Genomic DNA, 16874 nt, shown 5'->3' with positions numbered 1-16874 from the left:
GTGAACGGCTTGCCCGATCGGCGGACTGGCGCGCGGCTTGCGCCGGGGCTGCCGGAACGAGGTCGAGGCATGACGGTCGCACGCACGGACAGGACGGAGATGTCGGCATGGTCGTCGGCGCGGCAGGCCGTGCCGACGCGCGCCGCCACCGTCGAGCGCTTCAGCCTCGATCAGGATCGCCGCGACGCGGCGCAGGCAGAGGCTCGGACCGCCGCCGCGCGGCAGGATCGCGCCCGCGTTGCCGAGGCGCGCCAATCGGATGCTCGCCAAGCCGAGGTCGGGCGCGAGGCGCGGCCGGCGGACGATGCGAGCCGGGCGGCGGCCGCTGGGGCGGCCAAGCGCGCGCCGCCGGCCGAGGCACCGGCCGCCGAGGCGGCTGCGCCGCGCCCGGAAACGGCCGAGGGCGCGGACAAGGGCGGCCCGAAGAGCGCGCCGAAGGAAGCCGCGCCGCGCCCGGCGAACGGTGCGAAGGCGCAGGGCGGCGACACGAAGGACGCCGAGCGGGCCGGTGCGGCGGGCGAGGCGGCCCCTGCGCCGGAAGGCGCGGCGGGTGCGGTCGCCGCTGCGACGGGCGAAGGCTCCGCCGAAGAGCGCGCGGCGCGGGAGGATGAGGCTGCGGCAACCGATCCGACGCCCGAAGGCGTCGCCGGCCCCGCGCCGATGCCGGTTCCCGCCCCTGCGGCGGCACCGGTCGCGTCGGCCTCCGGGACGGCATGGGAGGGGCAGCCCGGCCATGCGGTGTCGGCGGAGCCGGTCGTCGCGCCGGGAAGCCAAGCCTTCGCGGCCGTGCCCGTCGGAGAGGCTGCGGCCGGGGCCGAGCCGGCCGGTACGGCCGAAGCCGGAACGACCGGGGACGATGTTGCCAAGAGTGAGGTGGCCAAGAGTGAGGTGGCCAAGGTTGAGGTGGCCGCGGGCGATGGGGCCAACGGCGACGCGCTCGGCGGCGCTAAGGCCTTCGAGGCCGCGCTGGCCGCGGCCGCGAGCGGAAGCGATGCCGGCGCCGCGCCTGCTCTCTCCTCCCCCTTACAAAACACCGCCGCGCCGGGCGGCCCCGCCGCTGCGGCCGCAGCGGAAGCCGCGCCTGCCGCGGGGAACACCCCTGCCCTGCCCGCCCCGATCCCGCTGGGCGCCGTGCCGATGACGATCGGCCTGCGCACGCTCGCCGGGGCCGCCCGCTTCGCGATCCGGCTCGATCCGGTCGAACTCGGCGCGATCGAGGTGTCGCTCGACCTCGACCGGGAGGCCGGGCGGGCGCGGGCCCATCTCACCGTCGAGCGGCCCGAGACCCTGGCGCTGCTCCAGCGCGACGCGGGCGCCCTGCAGCAGGCGCTGGCGCAGGCCGGCTTCGAGGCCACGGACGGCATCGGCCTGTCGCTGCGCGGCGAGACGGGCGGCCAGGACGGCCAGAATTCCGGGCGCACCCCCGAGCAGGCCAGCGCCCCCGGCGCGCGCACCGGCGCCGCGACCGGCCGCGAGGCGGAAGCCCTCGCCCTCGATCCCTCCGCCCTCCGCCGCCTGCGCGCGACGGGCGGCCTCGACATCCGCATCTAGGATATAAAGACCATGGCCGCGGGCATCGGCAGCAGCACCAGCATCACGAACGCGACGGCCACCACGACGGTCGACACCAAGGCGATCGCGGGCAACTTCACCCAGTTCCTCACGCTGCTGACCACGCAGCTCCGGAACCAGAACCCCCTCGACCCGATGGACACCAACCAGTTCACCCAGCAGCTGGTGCAGTTCGCGGGCGTCGAGCAGCAGCTCAAGACCAACGACCAGCTCGGCACGATCATGGCCAATTCGAAGGCCTCGGCCGCGGCCTCGACCTCGAGCCTGATCGGCCGCTCGGTCGTGGCCGAGGGCGCCACCACCGACCTGACCGGCGGCAAGGCAAGCTGGAGCCTCAACCCGGCCCGCGCCGCGGCCCGCGCGATCGTCACGATCAAGGGTGCGGACGGGAGCGTCGTCGCCACCAAGACGACGACGCTCAAGGCCGGCAGCCAAACCTTCGACTGGAACGGCGCCGCCGCCTCCGGCCTCACCGTCAAGGACGGGCAGTACACGATCACGGTCGACGCCATCGACGCCACCGGCGCCAAGGTCGCGGTCGACACCAAGGTGAGCGGCAAGGTCGACGGGGTGGACCTCAGCGGCACGGAGCCGGTGCTGACCATCGGTTCGGCGCGCGTTCCGGCGTCGGCGGTCAAATCGCTCGTGGCATCAGCGACTTGATGCGGTGCAGCAAGCGTTTTCCACACCTGCCCCAAAACGACGAATCACATTCGATCGACCCACTTCAAGAACTTTTAAGCGGGCGCAAGTAGCTTGGCTCTCGACAGGTCAGTCGAGTGTAGAGCGTATCATGACCGAGACCCCCCGGCCCCGCGTGAAGTATGTGATCGGGCCCGACGGCAGCCCCCTGACGATCGCCGATCTCCCCCCCGTTTCCACCCGCCGTTGGGTCATCCGCCGCAAGGCCGAAGTCGTCGCCGCGGTGCGCGGTGGTCTCCTCAGCCTGGAGGAGGCCTGCCAGCGCTACACCCTCACCACCGAGGAATTCCTCAGCTGGCAGTACTCCATCGATCAGCACGGACTCGCGGGCCTGCGCACCACGCGCATCCAGCACTACCGGCACTGATCCTTCTTCAAACGGATCAGTCTGGTGCGAGGCTTGTCTCGCCCAGCTCATCGGGAAGCCGCCTCGCGGAGACGCAAGGCGGCTTTCGCGTTTCTGAACGGTCCCGCCGCCCCGCATTAACCCCCCGCTAACCACCGCCTGGGCAATTCTTGCCGGGTGGGCGCCGGACATGCGCCCGCGCCTCTCGCCGTGGGCCGCGACCGACCGTGAAGCCGATCCTCGAACTGGTGACGAAGCTGGGCCCCGCGCGCATCGCCGCGATGGCGGCCGTGACGCTGACGCTCGTCGGCTTCTTCGCCTTCGTGATCCTGCGGGTCTCGCGCCCCGACATGGGCGTGCTGTTCTCCGACCTGTCGATGCAGGATTCCTCCGCCGTCGTCCGGGAACTCGATGCGCGGGGCATCGCCTACGAGACCAAGGGCGATTCCGGCCAGACCGTGATGGCGCCCCGCGCCGATCTGGCCAAGCTGCGCATGGATCTCGCCGGCAAGGGCCTGCCGAGCCAGGGCGGCGTCGGCTACGAGATCTTCGACAAGGGCGACGCCTTCTCCTCCACCAGCTTCGTCCAGAACGTGAACCACCTGCGGGCGATGGAGGGCGAGCTCGCCCGCTCGATCCGCGCCATCGGCCGGGTCCAGGCGGCCCGCGTCCACCTCGTCATCCCGGAGCGGCGCCTGTTCGAGCGCGACCGCGAGGCCCCGTCCGCCGCCATCGTGGTCAAGCTGATGGGCGACCTCGATCCGGGCCAGGTGCGCGCCATCCGCCATCTCGCGGCCTCGGCGGTCGAGGGCCTGAAGCCCGAGCGGGTCTCGATCGTCGACGAGCGCGGAAGGCTGCTCGCCGACGGGGCGCGGGGCGCCGAGGCCGAGGGCGCGGGCCTGATGGAGGAGCGCCAGGGCGGCATCGAGCGGCGCCTGCGCGCGCAGATCGAGGAGATCGTCGCCGGCATCGTCGGCCAGGGCCGCGCGCGGGTGCAGGTCGCCGCCGAGATGGACCTCAACCGGGTCGAGAGCCGCTCGGAGAGCTTCGATCCCGAGAGCCGCGTCGTGCGCTCGACCCAGACCCGCTCCGAGAACTCGCAGAGTGGAGGCGGCGAGGGGCAGGTCACCGTCGGCAACGAATTGCCCGGCGCCGGCCAGGGGCAGGGCCAGCAGGCCCAGAAGGACCAGAGCCAGAAGAACGAGGAGACCACGAACTACGAGATCTCCCGCGTCACCCGGGTCGAGACCCTGGAGGGCGGGCGCCTCAAGCGCCTCTCGGTCGCCGTGGTGGTCGACGGGCTCTACGTGCCCGGCGCCGACGGCAAGGCGACCTACCAGCCGCGCCCCCCGGCCGAGATCGAGCGGATCGCCGCGCTGGTGCGCACCGCGGTCGGCTTCGACAAGGCGCGGGGCGATCAGGTCGAGGTGGTCAACCTGCGCTTCGCCGAGGTGCCGGCAGTGGGCGACCTCGCCGAGCCGAGCCTGCTCCAGTCGCTCATGAGCCCGAGCAAGGAGGAGGTGATGCGCATGGTCGAGCTCGCCGTGCTGAGCCTCCTCACCCTGATCGTGCTGATGGCGGTGGTGCGCCCGCTCCTCCGGCGCGTGCTCGAATCCGAGACGCCGATGGCCGCGATCATGGGGCCGGCCGGCGCGCTGGCGCTGGCCGGCGGGGGCGAGGCCGCCGCGGGCGAGGGCGGGTCCGAGCCGGCGCGCACGAGCAGCACCAACCGCTTCCTGGAATCGGCCAAGATCAACGGCCAGATCCAGGCCGAGACGGTGGAGCGCGTGGTCGACATGGTGCGGGCGAGCCCGACCGAGACCGTCGAGGTGCTGCGCAACTGGATCCACGACACCTGAGACGCCTGAGGAGGGAGCAGCACCATGTCGGCAGGCGTCAATCCGTCCGCGGGCGTCAACTTCACCGCCGCGATGGAGAGCATCGACTCGTCGGCCGCCTTCGCGCAGATGCCGGGGCCGCAGCGCGCCGCCGCCCTGCTGCTGCTGCTCGGCGAGGAGGAGGGCGCGCCGATCTGGCAGCGCCTGGAGGAGGAGGAGATCAAGATCGTCTCCCACGCGATGGTGCAGCTCGGCTCGCTGGAGGCCGGCACCGTCGAGAAGCTGATCGTCGACTTCGTCTCGCGCCTCTCCTCGGGCGGCGGCATGACCTCGAACTTCGAGCGCACCGAGGCACTGCTGCTCAAGATCTTCCCGCCCGAGCAGGTCTCCTCGATCATGGCGGAGATCAAGGGCGCGTCGGGCAAGCGCGTCTGGGGCTCGATCGTCCAGATCGACCCCGAGATCCTCGCGAACTTCCTGCGCAACGAGTACCCGCAGACGGTCGCCGTCGTGCTCTCGAAGGTGCGGGCCGACTACGCCGCCAAGGTCCTCACCATCCTGCCGGAAGAATTCGCCATCGACGTGCTCAACCGGATGCTGCGGATGGAGACGGTGCAGAAGGAGGCCCTGCGCCACATCGAGGAGACCCTGCGGGTCGAATTCGTCTCCACCATCGCCCAGACCACGCGCCGCGACGCGCACGAGCTGATGGCCGAGGTGTTCAACGCCTTCGACCGCCAGACCGAGACGCGCTTCCTCGCCGCGATCGACCAGGCCAACCGCGGCTCGGCCAAGAAGATCCGGCAGCTGATGTTCACCTTCGAGGACCTGCTCAAGCTCGATCCGGGCTCGGTCCAGACCCTGATGCGCAAGGTCGACAACGACACCCTGTGCCGGGCGCTGAAGGGCGCCGACGAGCGGGTGCGGGGCTTCTTCATGGGCCAGATGTCGAGCCGGGCGGCCAAGAACCTCAACGACGAGATGGGCTCGATGGGCCCGATCCGCCTCAAGGAGGTCGACGAGGCCCAGGCCAAGATGACCGAGCTCGCCAAGGATTTGGCCGAGAAGGGTGAGATCATGATCGCCAAGAACGGCGGCGAGGAGGAGCTGGTCTATTGATGCGCGCCTCCCGCCCGTTCCTGTTCGACACCGATTTCGGCCGCGCCCGCGGCCCCTCCCCGGCCGAGGCCGAAGCCGCCGCCCAGGCCGCCGCCGAGCGCGATGCGGCGGCGGCCACGGCGCATGCCCGCGGCCTGCAGGAGGGCCGCGCCGAGGCCGCCGCCCAGGGGCAGGCGCGGCTCGCCGACGCCCTCACCCGCGTCGGCCTCGCCGCCGCCGGACTGATCCACCAGTCGGATGCCCGCGACGCCGAGCGCGAGGCGCAGGCGCTGGCCTTCGCCGCCGCGCTGGCGAAACGCATCGCGGGCGAGGCCATCGACGCGAAGCCGCTCGCCGGCGTCGAGGAGGCGGCCCGCGCCGCGCTCCGCCACCTGCGCGGCGTGCCCCATCTCGTGCTGCGGCTCAACGAGAGCCTCGTCGAGGAGGCCGAGACGCTGATGCGGCGGCTGGCCCGCGAGCACGGCTTCGAGGGCCGCCTCGTCGTGCTCGGCGAGCCCGACATGCCGCCGGGCGACGCCCGCCTCGAATGGGCCGACGGCGGCGTGGTGCGCACGCGCGCCCGCATCGAGGCCGCCGTCGCCGACGCCCTGACGCCCTGCATCCCTTCCGAGCCCTGAGGCCCCGATGCCCCGCGACGATTTCAGCCTGCCCCAGCTCAACGACACCGACCTCGCCTACGACGAGGGCGGCCCCGGCTCGGTGCGCGACGTGCCGACCACGCCCAAGAGCGCCGCCGACCTCGAGCAGGTCTTCGACGTGCCGGTGGTGGTCTCGGCGGTGCTCGGCTCCTCGCGCATGCCGATCGGCGACCTCTTGCGCCTCGGCCCCGGCGCCGTGCTGGAGCTCGACCGCAAGGTCGGCGAGGCCATCGACGTCTTCGTCAACAACCGCCTCGTCGCCCGCGGCGAGGTCGTCCTCGTCGAGGAACGCCTCGGCGTCACCATGACCGAGATCATCAAGAACGATCACTAGCCGTTTTTTTCGTGCCCGGCTCCGCCGGGCCCCCCTCTCCCCGCACGCGGGGAGAGGCCCGTAGGCACCTTGTCGTGCCTACGGGAAGCGAAGGCGAAGCCGGAGCGACGGTGAGGGGGCGTCTCAGGATGTGCCTCTCCGGAACCGCCCCCTCACCTTCGGCTGCCGCCTCGCCGCGCCGACGACAGGGTCGTCGCGGCCCTCTCCCCGCGTGCGGGGAGAGGGGATGCACGCTCAACCGAGGCGGTCACTCGCCGACGGGATCAGGAACAGGACGACGTCATGCGGCTCCTCATCGTCGGACGGCTCTCGGGCGAGCTGGTCACCGCCTCGAAGATCGCCATGCACCGGGGCGCCTCGGTGACCCATGCGGAAGGCATCGAGCAGGGGCTCGCGGTGCTGCGCGCCAAGGGCGGCGACCTCGTCATGGCCGATGTCGGGCTCGACATCGCCCGGCTCGTGCGGGCGCTCGCCGAGGAGCGCATCCGCACCCCCGTGGTCGCCTGCGGCATCGCCTCCGACGCCCGCGCCGCGGTCGCCGCGATCCAGGCCGGCGCCAAGGAGTACATCCCCCTGCCGCCCGATCCCGAGCTGATCGCGGCGGTGCTGGAGGCGGTGGCGGCGGATGCCCGCAGCTTCGTCTGGCGCGATCCGTCGATGGAGCGGGTGGTCAAGCTCGCCGAGCAGGTCGCCCGCTCGGAGGCCTCGGTGCTCATCACCGGCGAGAGCGGCACCGGCAAGGAGGTGCTGGCCCGCCACGTCCACGCCAAGTCGAACCGCGGCAGCCGGCCCTTCGTCTGCGTCAACTGCGCGGCGATCCCCGAGGCCCTGCTCGAATCCGAGCTGTTCGGCCACGAGAAGGGTGCGTTCACCGGGGCGGTCGCCCGGCGCATCGGCCGGTTCGAGGAGGCCAACGGCGGCACGCTGCTCCTCGACGAGATTTCCGAGATGGACGTGCGGCTGCAATCCAAGCTCCTGCGCGCCCTGCAGGAGCGGGTGATCGACCGGGTCGGCGGCGCAGCCCCCGTGAAGGTCGATATCCGCGTGCTCGCCACCTCGAACCGCAACCTCGCCGAGGAGGTCAAGAAGGGGACGTTCCGCGAGGACCTGTTCTACCGCCTCAACGTCGTGCACCTGCGCCTGCCGCCGCTGCGCGAGCGCCCCGCCGACATCCTCGAACTCGCCGCCCACTTCGCCCGCAAATACGCCGAGATCAACGGCGTGCCGGTCCGCGCGCTCGCCCGCGAGGGCCAGAGCCTCGTCGCCCGCAACCCGTGGCGCGGCAACGTGCGCGAACTGGAGAACACGATCCACCGCGCCGTGCTGCTGGCGCAGGGCGCCGAGATCGGTCCCGACGCGATCCTGAGCCCGGAGGGCGAATCCCTGGCTCATGCTGCTCCCTCCGGCCCGGTCGAGCGCGCCGCGACCCTGGCGGAGGCCGCCACCCGCGGCCTCGTCGGCCGCACCGTCGCCGACGTCGAGCGCGACCTGATCCTCGACACCCTCGACCATTGCCTCGGCAACCGCACGCATGCCGCCCGCATCCTCGGCATCTCGATCCGCACGCTGCGCAACAAGCTCAACGAATATGTCGATGCCGGTGTGCCGGTGGCCGAGCCGGGCGGGGTGCGGGCGCTGGCGGCCTACGGGTGAGGGATCCGTCGAGGTTGCGAGAGGACGAGTCCTGTCGCGGCTCCAGGGCGCTGCCCTCCTCGGCGAAATCCTCCTGACAGCGAGGCGTCGCGTGGTCCCGTCGGTCGGGTCCGAGGCCGTGCATGCATCCTGCCTCCCCATTTGCGTGCGAAGCGCCTACACAGCCGGGCGACACGAGGGCGGGTGCCCTCCCCTGAGAACCGGACATCGCCATGGCCGCTGCGCCGACGCCCGCCGACCTGCTGCCGCTCTTGGAACGGATCGCCACCGCGCTTGAGCGCGCCGCGCCCCCTTCCGTCTCGAAGGTCGACACCTCGGCGGCCGACGCCTTCCTGTGGGGGCCCGAGCGCCGGCTGATCCCGGTGCCCAAGGTCAACCGCGTCGAGATCGGCCTGCTGACCGGCATCGACCGCGCCCGCGACACGCTGGTGGAGAACACCGAGCGCTTCGCGAAGGGGCTCCCGGCCAACAACGCCCTGCTGTGGGGTGCCCGCGGCATGGGCAAGTCGTCGCTGGTCAAGGCGGCGCAGGCCGAGATCAACGGGCGCCGCGCCGAGGGCACCGATGGGACAAATCTCGCGATGAAGCTCGTCGAGATCCACCGCGAGGACATCGAGGCGCTGCCCGAGCTGATGAGCCTGCTGCGCGACGATCCCCACCGCTGGCTGGTGTTCTGCGACGACCTGTCGTTCGACGCCGACGACACCTCCTACAAGTCGCTCAAGACCGCGCTCGACGGCGGCATCGAGGGCCGGCCCGAAAACGTCCTGTTCTACGCCACCTCCAATCGCCGCCACCTGCTCGCCCGCGAGATGGTCGAGAACGAGCGCTCCACCGCGATCAATCCCGGCGAGGCGGTGGAGGAGAAGGTCTCGCTCTCCGACCGCTTCGGCCTCTGGCTCGGCTTCCACAAATGCAGCCAGGACGAATATCTGGCGATGATTTCCGCCTACGCGGAGCGCTACGGCCTGACCGCGGAGCCGGAGCGGCTGCGCGCCGAGGCGCTCGAATGGGCCACCACGCGGGGCTCGCGCTCGGGCCGCACGGCGTTCCAGTTCATCCAGGATTTAGCGGGGCGGCTGGGGCAGCGGCTTGAAGGTGTATGAGCCTGTGGCGAAAGAGATTATTGGACGACCCGAAAGAACGCTTTCGAGATTTTCTCTGACGATCCGCGTGGTTGGATGATTTAGTCCGAGCGCTTTCTCGCAGATGGCTAGGGCGCGCTTGTAGAGGGGTTCAGCTCCAGCGTTGTCGAGCAGCCCAGCGAGGTTGTTGAGGCTCGTGGCCGTGTTGGGATGGTCGTGTCCGAGTGTTTTCTCAGCGATGGCCAGGGCGCGTTCGTAGAGAGGTTTGGCTTTCTCATATTCGCGCTGTGCACTGAGCAACTTGGCGAGGTTGTTGAGGCTCGTGACCGTGTTGGGATGGCTAGGTCCGAGTGATTCCTCTGTGATGAGTAGGGCGCGCTCGTAGAGGGGTTTAGCCCCTGCACAGTCGCCTTGCGCAATAAGAAGCCCCGCGAAGTTGTTGAGAATTCTGGCAACTTGGGGGTGGTTAGGTCCAAATGCTTCCTCTGTAATAATTAGGGCGCGCTCGCAGAGGGGCTTGGCCCCTGCATAATCGCCTTGATTGCTGAGTAGGCCGGCAAGGTTGTTGAGGCTTATGGCTGTGCCGGGGTGGTCGGGTCCGAACGCCATTTCTTGGATAGCGAGGGCGCGCTCGTAAAGAGGCTTGGCTCGGGCATAGTCGCCTTGATTATTGAGTAGGTCGGCAAGATTGTTGAGGCTTATGGCCGTGTCGGGGTGGTTGGGTCCGAGCACCATCTCGTGGATAGCGAGGGCACGCTCGCAAAGTGGCTTGGCTCCAGCATAATCGCCCTGATCCCTGAGCAGGCCGGCAAGGTTATTGAGACTTAAGGCCGTGTCGAGATGGTTAGGTTCAAGCGCTTCCTCGCGCATAGCCAGAGCGCGTTCGTAGAAGGGCCTAGCTCCAGCATAGTCGCCTTGTACGTTGAGGAGGAAGGCGAGGTTGTTGAGGCTTTTGATTGTGTCCGGGTGATTGGAGTAAAGTGCTGTCTCGATCAGGGTCAGGGCATTGCGCCAGAGTGCCGTAGCTTCGGCATATCGAGCGGAAATTTGTAATGGCTCCACGATTTCGAAAAGCCAAGTGACGTACCCTTCGGCGCCCTGTGCCCATCTTAAGGACGCTGCCTCGAACAGCGCGAGCACGTGCGCGTCCGTCAGATCGAAATGCGACTCGACGCGGGCCCGTGCCGTGTAGTGGTCGAGCAAGGCATCGATCGACGTACGCCGTTTGTCCTCGTCCAACTGGCTGCGGATCGCCACGGCGACCACGTCGTGCAGGCTAAGGAACCCGTCGGGCGCGCGGGTGACGAAGGATAGGTCTGCAATCCGCTCGAAGCTGTCCTGTGGCACGGCCGTGCCGAAGGTTTTTACCACGCAAGCGAAGGCGGCACGGTCAAAGCGTTGCGCGACCGACAGGCGCTCGATCGTCGTCTGGAGCGGATCGCCGTAATCTCGCAGAACCTGCTTGATCATCTTGATGCAGCGGTCGTCGGAGGTCTCCGCCTCGACGGTAAAGCGCTCGGGTGCCGCCTGTCCCTTGGCCGAGAGGTTGCGCCAGTGTTCGACCTGGAGGTCGAGCATCAGTGGGTAGACCGGGGCCTCCGCGCCCGCGCGCTCCCGCGCGCCGTCGATGATCGCTGCGCGGATCGCCGCGTCCTCAATCGGGATCGCCGCGAGGAAGGCGTCGGCATCCGCGTCGGCGAGGCCGCCCAAAAGATGCTGGTGGCCGGCGAGGTCGTCGCGCCAGTCCGAGTTCGCTTCCCAGGGCAGGCGCTCGCGGGAGAAGAACACGGCCAAGAGCCCGTTCGTCTCGCCCAGCAGCGCGCGCATGTGGCGGTCGAACGGGTTCTCGACCCAGCGCGCACCCGCGCCGCCCTGCTCGAAGACCCGCTCGTACTCGTCGATGAACAGCACCAGCCGCTCGTCCGGGTGCCGCGCGACGTAATGGTTGAGGTCCTGCGCCAGCATCCACGGCAGCAAAGCCGACAGCTCGTGCGGCGGCCTCAGCGCCCCGGTGTCGTCATAGAGCCGCTTGAGCGAGTCGCGGGTGCGGTCGAGATAGGCGCGCTTCCCCCGGTCGATCGCCCAGTTGCCGAGGCGCCGGGCGAGGAAGCCGACGCCGGGAATCTCGCCGACCGCCTCGCCGATCATCTCCTTGGCGGTGTCGCTGCCGAGCCAGTTGCCGCCCTCGTCCACCGCGTTGCGCGCCGTGCCGGTCGCGCGCGCCAGCCAGGGCTTCGTCAGCGTCGGGAAGGGCGCCTCCCCGCGCGACGCCTCCCAGGCCAGCGCCAGGGCGAGATCGAAGGCCGGCAGGTCGATCCCGGCCTCGGCGAAGCCGTTGCGGATCCAGACGAGCAACAGGTCGGGATCGGTTTTGGGGCGCCCGTGGAGGTCGAGCAGCGCGCAGCGCAGGAAGCCGTAGGACGGGTCGCCCCCCGGCCCGGTCTTGCGGATCAACTCGCGGCAGAGCGCGGTCTTGCCCTGGCCGCCGATGCCGTAGAACACGCGCAAGGCGGCGCGGTCGGCGGGAATCGCGAAGGCCGCCGTCTCGAAGACGCGCTGCGGCTCTTCACGATCGACGAAGATGCGGTTGGCGTGCGGAAGGTCGGAAAGGCGGGGGGGAGGCATTGCGGCGGCGGATCGAGGTTCGCCGATAGGATGGCCCGAGCCGTTCCCTCACGCAACGCTTGTGCCCGCGCAAGCGAAAGGCGGCGGCCCCTCCCGGAGCCGCCGCCTCTGTCCCGAAACCCAAAAATCAGTTGCTGGCGAGGTGCGGCATCGGGTCGACCGGGGTCGCGCCTTTCCGGATCTCGAAGTGGAGCTGGGGCGAGGTGACGTTGCCGGTCGCGCCCGACTTGGCGATGGTCTGGCCGCGCTTCACCTTCTCGCCGGGGCGCACGTCGAGCTCGCCGTTATGGGCGTAGGCCGAGACGTAGCCGTTGTTGTGCCGCACCAGCACCAGCTTGCCGTAGCCCTTCACGTCCGAGCCCGCATAGGCCACCGTGCCGTCCTCGGCCGCCTTGACCGGCGTGCCCTCGGGCACCGCGATGTTGATGCCCTCGTTGCCGGCCGAGCCGTAGCCGTTGATGACGCGGCCCTTGGCCGGCCAGCGGAACGACTCGGCGGATTCGCTCGCGGCCGGAGCCGCCACCGGGGCGGCGGCGTCGGCGCTCGCGACCTTCACCGGGGCTGCGGCGGCCTGCTTGGTCTCCTTGGCTTCCTTCGCCTCCTTGGCGGCGGCGGCCTTCGCGGCGGTCTCCGCGGCCTTGGCCTCGGCGAGCTTCCGGGCGGCGTCCGCCTTGGCGAGCTTCGCCTCGGCTTCCGCCTTGCGGGCGGCCTCGGCCTCGGCACTGCGCTTGGCCTCGGCTTTGGGGTCGGCGGTCTTCGCGTCCGCCTTGGCTTCCTTGGTCTCGGCCTTGTCGGTCTGGCCCGGACGGACGCGCTTCTTGGCGTCCGCGAGCTTGCCCTCGGACTTCTTGTCCTCGAGCTTCTTGGCTTCGGCCTCTGCCGCCTTCTTGGCCTCGACCGCCTTCTTCACGTCGGCGAGTTTCTTCGACTCCGCGGCCTTGGCGGCGGCGGCCTTCTCGGCGGCCTTGGCCTCGGCGATCTTGGCCGCGGCGGCCTGCCGCTCGGCCTCGCGGCGGGCTTCCACCGCCTTCGCCTCGGCGGCCTTGGTGGCGGCCTCGCGGGCGGCGGCCTCGGCGGCCTTCTTCTCGGCGAGCTTCTCCTCGGCCTTGTCGGCCGGCTTGCCGAACTGGAGTTTCGGCGCGGGCACCGGCGAGGCGGCGCGCGGGGTCATGGCGCGGCCCGCATCCGGGTTCAGGCCCGCGGCCGACGGGTTCATGCCGGAGACGACACCGGACGTCGCGCTCATGGCCTCGGCCGAGGCCACGCGGGCGGCGGTGGCGGCCGGGGCCGGGCCGATCGCCATCGGACGGGGCGAGAGGTTCGGCGCGGGCAGCGCCTGCGACTGGACCCGCGGCGTGCGGATCGCGGGGGCCGGCGCGATGTCGGCCTCCCCCTCGCCGCCGAGGCTGCCCGTGGCGGCGGGCTCACCGCCCATCAGCCCCGAGAACGGGTTGCCGAAGGGATCGCCCAGACGCGAGGCGTCCGACGAACAGGCGGCGAGACCGCCACCGATGACGGCGATGAGGGCGAAGCGCGACACCGTCCTCAAGCCCAGAACCGAACCCCGAACCCGCATCGACGCACCCGTTCCACCTGACGCAACTTGATGCGACTATTCAAACGGGATTCAGGTTAAGCATCCGTTCCCTTGGGCGCGGCGTGCGTCGGTTTCGTGCGCTGGCGGGACGGGTTGCGGCCTTCAGGACACGCGCGCCCGGCCCGGCGTCATCGGCCCGAGCCGCAGGACGGGACCGTCGAGGCGCGTCGGCGCGCCCTCGCCGTCGCGATTGAGCGTCACGAGGCGGCAGGTGCTGCCGCTCCACAGCCCCGCGACCAGCCGCCCGCCGGGGTTCAGCGCCGCGAGGCAATGCGGCGGCACGGTCGCCACGGCGCCGTTGATCAGGATGCGGTCGAAACGCTGCCGCTCGCTGCCGCCGGGGCCGAGCCCGTCGGCGGCCTCCACCGTGGCGTCGTTGAGATTGGCTCCCAGCCGGTCGCGGGCGGCGCGGGCGAGGGTGGCGTAGCGCTCCAGGCTGCGCACGTGGCCGGCGCCCAGCCGCACCAGCAGGGCGGTGACGTAGCCCGACCCGGTGCCGACCTCCAGCACGCGGGCGCCTGCCTGCACGTCGAGGGCGCCGAGCATGGCGGCGGCGACGGAGGGCGCCGTCATGGTCTGCCCGTGCGGCAGCGGCAGGGCGATGTCGCGCCGGGCATGCTCCCGCAGGTGGGGCGGCGCGAAATGTTCGCGCGGCACCTGCTCCATCGCCCGCAGCACGGCGGTGTCGCGCACCCCGCGCTCGCGGAGCGCCAGCACGAAGGCGGCGCTGCCGATCGCCCGGCTGAGGCCGGCCGTGTCTTCGCTCGTGTTCATCCTCGGCAGACGTCCCATCGACGATGCCTCATCGTCGATGGCCCCCGCACATGCGGGGCGGCGGGCGTCCGCCGAACGCGCGGAAGCCGACCACCGGTCGGGTTACGCGCGCCATCCGAGACCACGTCGGGCCCGGCCATCCTGCTATTCCTCGAACGCCTTGGCGAAGCGGGTCAGCTCCGGCTCGTCGGTGAGGTCGAGCCGTAGCGGCGTCACCGAGATGCGGTTCTCCGCGATCGCCTTCAGGTCGGTGCCGTTGCCCGGCTCGAACCGCGCCTTGGCGAAGGCGAGCCAGAAATACGGGTTGCCGCGCCCGTCCTGGCGGGCGTCGATGCGCAGGAGTTCCTGGTTGCGCCGCCCCTGGGCCGACACCGCGACCCCGGCGACCGCGTCCGGCTCGCAATCGGGGAAGTTGACGTTGACGACGATGCCGGGCTCGATTCCCGTCTCCAGGATCTTTCGGATCACCCGTGGCCCGTGCGCGGCGGCGCAGGCCCATTTGATGGCGGTGCGCCCGCCCGCGCCGTAGGCCTGGCTCATCGCGATCGAGCGGATGCCGAGGATGGTGCCCTCCATGGCGCCCGCGATGGTGCCCGAATAGGTCACGTCCTCGGCGACGTTCTGGCCGCGGTTGACCCCCGACAGCACGAGGTCGGGCTTATGGTCCTTGAGCAGGTGGGCCACGCCCATGATGATGCAGTCCGACGGCGTGCCCTTCACGGCGAACCGTTTTTCCGAGATCTGGCGCAGGCGCAGCGGATCGTTGAGCGAGAGCGAGTGCGACACGCCCGACTGGTCGGTCTCGGGCGCGACGACCCAGACGTCGTCGCTCAAGGCGCGGGCGATGCCCTCCAGCGTCTCCAGGCCCGGCGCGTGGATGCCGTCGTCGTTGGTGACCAGGATGCGCATCAGGTGTTCGGTCCCTCGATCCGGGTGAGGCCGCCCATGTAGGGCGCGAGCGCCGACGGGACCGTGATGCTGCCGTCGGAGTTCTGGTAGTTCTCCATCACGGCGATGAGCGCGCGGCCGACCGCGACGCCCGAGCCGTTGAGGGTGTGGACGAAGTTGACGGCCTTGCCTTCCTTGCCCCGGAAGCGCGCGCCCATGCGCCGCGCCTGGAAATCGCCGCAGACCGAGCACGAGGAAATTTCCCGATACGTCTGCTGGCCCGGCACCCAGACCTCGATGTCGTAGGTCTTTTGGGAGGCGAATCCCATGTCGCCGGTGCAGAGCGTCATCACCCGGTAGCTCAAGTCGAGCTTTTTCAGGACCGCCTCGGCGCAATCGAGCATGCGCTCGTGCTCCTCCGCCGACTTTTCGGGAGTCGTGATCGAGACGAGTTCGACCTTGTTGAACTGGTGCTGACGCAGCATGCCGCGGGTGTCGCGCCCCGCCGCGCCGGCCTCGGCGCGGAAGCAGGGGGTGAGGGCGGTGAGGCGCAGCGGCAACGCGTCCTCGGTGAGGATCGACTCGCGCACGAGGTTGGTGAGGGGAACTTCGGCGGTGGGGATCAGCCATCGACGGCCTTTAGGGAGCCATTCTAGCACATCCCGTGCGTTGTCTCGTGCTAAACTAGGAGTGCCTTTTGGGGTATTGTAGATTGTGGACGGGTCTTGGGTATCTTCCAGATTTTGCTGAAGCTGATTCAGTGTTACGCCGTCAACAGCTGCATACTGATCTTCTCGAAATTTCGGCAGCTGCGCCGTGCCGAACATCGCCTCGTCGCGCACCAGAATCGGCGGCGCAACCTCCGTATACCCATGCTCACCCGTGTGGAGGTCGAGCATGAACTGCCCGAGCGCCCGCTCCAGCCGGGCGAGCTGCCCCTTCAGCACCACGAAGCGCGAGCCCGAGAGCTTGGCGGCGGCCTCGAAATCCATCAGGCCGGTGGCCTCGCCCAGCTCGAAATGCTGGCGGCCTTCCGTGAGTTTTTCGCGCGACGAACTGAACTCGCGATACAGGACGTTGCCGTGCTCGTCGGCGCCCTCGGGCACGTCGTCCTTTGGCCGGTTCGGGATCGCGGCCAGCCGCGCGTCGAGGGTTTGGGCGGCTTCCGCTTGCGCGGCCTCCAGGCCCGGCGCCTCGTCCTTGAGGCGGGCGACCTCGGCCATCAGTTCCGCGGCGCGGGCCTCGTCCTTCGCCTTCTTGGCGCCGCCGATCTCCTTCGACAGCGCGTTGCGCCGCTCCTGATTGGCCTGCGCCGCCGAGACCGCGCCCTTGCGGGCGTCGTCGAGGGCGATCAGCTCGGCCGACAGGGGCGCGAGGTCGCGTCTCTTCAGATCGTGGTCGAAGCCTTGCGGGTTCTCGCGGATGGCGCGGATGTCGTGCATGGGCGGCTCTCGGGGCTCGAACGGGGCCCGCTTTGCCGCAACGCCCCCGGCACCACAAGAGCGGCCGGAAGCGGCTTGAGACACGGATCGGGCTGGTGAGCACGCCCAAGCCGTTCAGAAGCGTCTCAAATCAAAAACTACACCGTCATTCCGGGGCCGCGCAGCGGAACCCGGAATCCATATGTGGACGGCCCCCTTCTCGCAAGGTTTGGAGCGGTGATCTGGTTGCGCTGACCTGCATCCATATGTCCGGCCTGTGAT

14 protein-coding genes are annotated in these 16874 nt (G+C 70.2%); 9 read left to right on the top strand and 5 right to left on the bottom strand.

The genetic code is table 11. The features are described from left to right. The first annotated feature begins 69 nt into the window (after positions 1-69). The 9 genes from HNR00_RS12910 to HNR00_RS12870 all read left to right on the top strand — a co-directional run bounded on the left by HNR00_RS12910 (position 70) and on the right by HNR00_RS12870 (position 9308). Positions 70-1551: a flagellar hook-length control protein FliK gene (locus HNR00_RS12910; RefSeq protein ID WP_183569875.1), complete on the top strand. Its 1482-nt coding sequence runs from the start codon at positions 70-72 to the stop codon at positions 1549-1551. Between the two features lie 12 nt (positions 1552-1563). Continuing rightward, positions 1564-2235 carry a flagellar hook assembly protein FlgD gene (locus HNR00_RS12905; protein ID WP_183569873.1) on the top strand — a complete coding sequence of 224 codons (672 nt, stop codon included), beginning with the start codon at positions 1564-1566 and terminating at the stop codon, positions 2233-2235. 130 nt (positions 2236-2365) lie between these two features. Then, positions 2366-2641 (top strand): CtrA inhibitor SciP, encoded by a 276-nt coding sequence (gene sciP / locus HNR00_RS12900; protein ID WP_056238806.1) that lies wholly within the window; start codon positions 2366-2368, stop codon positions 2639-2641. A gap of 206 nt (positions 2642-2847) precedes the next feature. After that, entirely contained in the window at positions 2848-4479 is a 1632-nt protein-coding gene (gene fliF / locus HNR00_RS12895; RefSeq protein ID WP_183569871.1) for a flagellar basal-body MS-ring/collar protein FliF, read from the top strand. A gap of 72 nt (positions 4480-4551) precedes the next feature. Then, entirely contained in the window at positions 4552-5577 is a 1026-nt protein-coding gene (gene fliG, locus HNR00_RS12890; RefSeq protein ID WP_246390599.1) for a flagellar motor switch protein FliG, read from the top strand. Next, positions 5577-6194 (top strand): FliH/SctL family protein, encoded by a 618-nt coding sequence (locus tag HNR00_RS12885; protein WP_183569867.1) that lies wholly within the window; start codon positions 5577-5579, stop codon positions 6192-6194. The genes fliG and HNR00_RS12885 overlap by 1 nt, the downstream gene beginning before the upstream one ends. Before the next feature lie 7 nt (positions 6195-6201). Continuing rightward, the gene (gene fliN, locus HNR00_RS12880) at positions 6202-6549 is read left to right on the top strand and encodes a flagellar motor switch protein FliN (RefSeq protein WP_183569865.1); all 348 of its coding nucleotides are present in this window, start codon (positions 6202-6204) and stop codon (positions 6547-6549) included. A gap of 282 nt (positions 6550-6831) precedes the next feature. Next, the gene (flbD, locus tag HNR00_RS12875; RefSeq protein ID WP_183569863.1) at positions 6832-8202 is read left to right on the top strand and encodes a sigma-54-dependent transcriptional regulator FlbD; all 1371 of its coding nucleotides are present in this window, start codon (positions 6832-6834) and stop codon (positions 8200-8202) included. Between the two features lie 212 nt (positions 8203-8414). Further along, positions 8415-9308, top strand: coding sequence for an ATP-binding protein (locus HNR00_RS12870; RefSeq protein ID WP_183569861.1), 894 nt, complete (start codon positions 8415-8417; stop codon positions 9306-9308). Here the strand turns inward: HNR00_RS12870 and HNR00_RS12865 are convergent. From HNR00_RS12865 to serS, 5 genes are all read right to left on the bottom strand, one after another. Further along, positions 9270-11912 (bottom strand): tetratricopeptide repeat protein, encoded by a 2643-nt coding sequence (locus HNR00_RS12865; RefSeq protein ID WP_183569858.1) that lies wholly within the window; start codon positions 11910-11912, stop codon positions 9270-9272. The two genes, HNR00_RS12870 and HNR00_RS12865, sit on opposite strands and share 39 nt — an antisense overlap. Positions 11913-12039: 127 nt before the next feature. Further along, positions 12040-13488: a M23 family metallopeptidase gene (locus HNR00_RS12860; RefSeq protein ID WP_183569856.1), complete on the bottom strand. Its 1449-nt coding sequence runs from the start codon at positions 13486-13488 to the stop codon at positions 12040-12042. A 123-nt stretch (positions 13489-13611) separates the two neighbouring features. Continuing rightward, the gene (locus HNR00_RS12855; RefSeq protein ID WP_183569854.1) at positions 13612-14283 is read right to left on the bottom strand and encodes a protein-L-isoaspartate O-methyltransferase family protein; all 672 of its coding nucleotides are present in this window, start codon (positions 14281-14283) and stop codon (positions 13612-13614) included. A 144-nt stretch (positions 14284-14427) separates the two neighbouring features. Beyond that, positions 14428-15192, bottom strand: coding sequence for a 5'/3'-nucleotidase SurE (surE, locus tag HNR00_RS12850; protein ID WP_183569852.1), 765 nt, complete (start codon positions 15190-15192; stop codon positions 14428-14430). After that, entirely contained in the window at positions 15192-16613 is a 1422-nt protein-coding gene (serS, locus tag HNR00_RS12845; protein WP_183569850.1) for a serine--tRNA ligase, read from the bottom strand. Before serS ends, surE begins: the two co-directional genes overlap by 1 nt. Positions 16614-16874 lie beyond the last annotated feature (261 nt).

Origin of the sequence: Methylorubrum rhodinum (genome assembly GCF_014199935.1) — a bacterium.
In the GTDB taxonomy this organism is placed as follows: Bacteria; Pseudomonadota; Alphaproteobacteria; order Rhizobiales; family Beijerinckiaceae; genus Methylobacterium; species Methylobacterium rhodinum.
Note: the sequence above shows the minus strand (reverse complement) of the source record. Positions and strands in the feature narration are given on the sequence as shown.

Excerpts from the sequence above, each read along its gene's own strand:
- HNR00_RS12910 (WP_183569875.1), top strand. The coding sequence starts at position 70 with ATGACGGTCGCACGCACGGACAGGACGGAGATGTCGGCATGGTCGTCG.
- HNR00_RS12905 (WP_183569873.1), top strand. The coding sequence starts at position 1,564 with ATGGCCGCGGGCATCGGCAGCAGCACCAGCATCACGAACGCGACGGCC.
- sciP (WP_056238806.1), top strand. The coding sequence starts at position 2,366 with ATGACCGAGACCCCCCGGCCCCGCGTGAAGTATGTGATCGGGCCCGAC.
- fliG (WP_246390599.1), top strand. The coding sequence starts at position 4,552 with ATGGAGAGCATCGACTCGTCGGCCGCCTTCGCGCAGATGCCGGGGCCG.
- HNR00_RS12885 (WP_183569867.1), top strand. The coding sequence starts at position 5,577 with ATGCGCGCCTCCCGCCCGTTCCTGTTCGACACCGATTTCGGCCGCGCC.
- fliN (WP_183569865.1), top strand. The coding sequence starts at position 6,202 with ATGCCCCGCGACGATTTCAGCCTGCCCCAGCTCAACGACACCGACCTC.
- flbD (WP_183569863.1), top strand. The coding sequence starts at position 6,832 with ATGCGGCTCCTCATCGTCGGACGGCTCTCGGGCGAGCTGGTCACCGCC.
- HNR00_RS12870 (WP_183569861.1), top strand. The coding sequence starts at position 8,415 with ATGGCCGCTGCGCCGACGCCCGCCGACCTGCTGCCGCTCTTGGAACGG.
- HNR00_RS12865 (WP_183569858.1), bottom strand. The coding sequence starts at position 11,912 with ATGCCTCCCCCCCGCCTTTCCGACCTTCCGCACGCCAACCGCATCTTC.
- HNR00_RS12860 (WP_183569856.1), bottom strand. The coding sequence starts at position 13,488 with ATGCGGGTTCGGGGTTCGGTTCTGGGCTTGAGGACGGTGTCGCGCTTC.
- HNR00_RS12855 (WP_183569854.1), bottom strand. The coding sequence starts at position 14,283 with ATGAACACGAGCGAAGACACGGCCGGCCTCAGCCGGGCGATCGGCAGC.
- surE (WP_183569852.1), bottom strand. The coding sequence starts at position 15,192 with ATGCGCATCCTGGTCACCAACGACGACGGCATCCACGCGCCGGGCCTG.
- serS (WP_183569850.1), bottom strand. The coding sequence starts at position 16,613 with ATGCACGACATCCGCGCCATCCGCGAGAACCCGCAAGGCTTCGACCAC.